The following is a 2,538-nucleotide window of genomic DNA, read 5'->3' as shown; positions in this document are numbered from 1 at the left end:
CCAGCTCATCACCGCCGCCCTCGACGCCGGCTGCAACCGCATCATCCTGGGCGTGGGCGGCAGTGCCAACACCGACGGCGGGGCCGGCGTCCTGCAGGGGCTCGGCGCCAGGCTCCTTGATGCCAAGGGAAATGACCTTCCGCCCGGCGGTGCCGCTTTGGCCCGCCTGGACCGGATCGACTTCAGCGGGTTTGAACCCCGACTAAAGGACACACGCTTTGTGCTGGCGTCCGACGTCGACAATCCCCTGCTCGGCGCCCAAGGCGCCGCGGCGGTTTTCGGCCCGCAGAAAGGCGCCACACAACAGGACGTCGACGTGCTCGACGCCGCCCTGGCCAGGTTTGTCGAAGTCCTGGCCAGGGAAATCGGTCACCGCGCCATCAAGGCGGCGGAAGCCCAGGGAGCCGGAGCGGCAGGAGGCGTTGGCTACGCCGCCATCGCCGTACTCGCCGCAGCCCGCCGTCCGGGCATCGACGTCGTCCTCGAATTCACCGGACTGCCCGAACGCCTGGCCGGCGCCGACCTGGTGATTACCGGGGAAGGCAGCCTGGACGAGCAAAGCCTGCTCGGCAAGACCCCTATGGGTGTTGCCCGGGCAGCCGCAGCCCAGGGTGTCCCAGTGATTGCGGTATGCGGCCGGACCACGCTTGCACAGGGCCAGGCAGCCGCTGCCGGATTCGAGGACGTTTACGCTTTGACCGAGCTTGAAAGCAATGTAGACAGGTGCATAGCAGAGGCAGCGCAGCTTCTGGAGCAGCTGGGCACCCAGATCAGCGGAAGGCTGGCGGCAAACACACCGTCCCGTTCCGCGACCACCAAGGAGGACCTCCATGTCTGAAGAACGTTTTGACCTGGTCATCCGCGGCCAGCGCATTCTCACCACCGCCGGCCTGGCACCCCGCGAAGTGGGCGTCCGCGGCGGAAAAATCGTGGCCCTCGAGCCGCTGGGCAACGGCCTGGCCGGCGCCGAGGTCATTGAACTGGCCGACGACGAAACCCTGATCCCCGGGCTGGTGGACACGCACGTCCATGTCAACGAGCCCGGCCGCACCGAGTGGGAGGGCTTCGCCTCCGCCACCCGTGCAGCCGCTGCCGGCGGGGTGACCACCATCATCGACATGCCGCTGAACTCCGTCCCGCCCACCACCACGGTGGAAAACCTCAAGCTGAAGCGCGAGGTGGCTGAAGAGCAGGCGTTCGTCGACGTTGGATTTTGGGGCGGCGCAATCCCCGGCAACAAGGGTGACCTGCGTGCCCTGCACGACGAAGGCGTCTTCGGTTTCAAGTGTTTCCTGCTGCACTCGGGCGTGGACGAGTTCCCGCACCTGGACGCGGATGAGATGGAGGAGGACATGGCCGAGCTGAAGTCCTTCGACTCCCTCATGATTGTCCACGCTGAAGACTCCCATGCCATTGACCGCGCACCGCACCCCGGCGGCGACCACTATCAAACCTTCCTGGCCTCCCGCCCCCGGGGCGCCGAAAACAAGGCCATCGCCGAGGTCATCGAACGGGCCCGCTGGACCGGTGCGCGTGCGCACATCCTGCACCTCTCGTCGTCCGACGCGCTGCCCATGATTGCATCCGCAAAGCGCGACGGCGTGAAGCTCACCGTGGAGACCTGCCCGCACTACCTGACGCTGATGGCCGAGGAAATCCCCGACGGAGCCACCGCCTACAAGTGCTGCCCGCCCATCCGCGAGGCCTCCAACCGGGAACTGCTGTGGCAGGGCCTGCAGGAAGGCACCATCGACTGCATCGTCTCAGACCACTCCCCCTCGACACTTGACCTGAAAGACCTGGAGAACGGTGACTTCGCCGTGGCCTGGGGCGGCGTCTCGTCGCTGCAGCTGGGCCTGTCCCTGATCTGGACCGAGGCACGGCACCGTGGCATTCCACTGGAGCAGGTGGTGTCCTGGATGGGTGAGAAGCCGGCAGCCCTGGCCCGGCTTTCCAACAAGGGCCAGCTGGCGCTGGGCTACGACGCGGACTTCGCCGTGTTCGCCCCGGACGACGCCTTTGTGGTGGACGTTTCCAAGCTCAAGCACAAAAACCCCATCACCCCCTACGACGGCAAAGCCCTCTCGGGCGTGGTCCGCAAGACGTTCCTGCGGGGCGCTGTGGTGGACGGCCAAAACCCCACGGGCAAGCTGATCCGCCGCGGTGGAGTCTAAGGACGGGCCATGGCAGTGGAAGCCCACCATCCGAGGACGGTGGAACGGCCGCGGTCAGCCGCCAAGGGTGCTGCTGCGCCGGCGGCGGCTGCCCGGGGCCTCGCCGTATGGGTGGTTCCCGAGGAAGGCACCAGCCCGGAGCTCCTCGCCCGTGCCGCCCAACTGGTCCTTGCCAGGGCCCTCGAAACTGCTCCGGAGGCGGAAGTCCACTGGCCCGCCGCCGGAGCTCCCACGTCCGGGGTCTCCGCCACGGCGGAAGGAGCCGCAGACGACTCCTCTCAGCCTCCCTCTGCGGCGGAGAACCCCGGCGGCACCGATGACGACGGCGGCACCCGGCTGCCGCCGTCGTCCGGCCCCGTCAGCC

At 67.8% G+C, this 2,538-nt stretch carries 2 protein-coding genes and 1 pseudogene; all 3 read left to right on the top strand.

What is annotated here, in order from left to right:
- Nucleotides 1-838 (top strand): glycerate kinase (locus AC5RWX_RS32330; protein ID WP_494100262.1); only part of this gene is annotated, 838 nt, incomplete at its 5' end.
- Nucleotides 831-2,174 carry an allantoinase AllB gene (gene allB / locus AC5RWX_RS32325; protein WP_494100261.1) on the top strand — a complete coding sequence of 448 codons (1,344 nt, stop codon included), beginning with the start codon at nt 831-833 and terminating at the stop codon, nt 2,172-2,174. The genes AC5RWX_RS32330 and allB, both read left to right, overlap by 8 nt.
- Before the next feature lie 9 nt (nt 2,175-2,183).
- Nucleotides 2,184-2,538: pseudogene (locus AC5RWX_RS32320) on the top strand (winged helix-turn-helix domain-containing protein); the annotation flags it as partial.

The organism is Arthrobacter sp. SPT-J7 (genome assembly GCF_059089965.1).
Note: the sequence above shows the minus strand (reverse complement) of the source record. Positions and strands in the feature narration are given on the sequence as shown.

What these genes read in the sequence shown, in the direction of transcription:
- allB (WP_494100261.1), top strand. Translation starts at nt 831, where the DNA reads ATGTCTGAAGAACGTTTTGACCTGGTCATCCGCGGCCAGCGCATTCTC.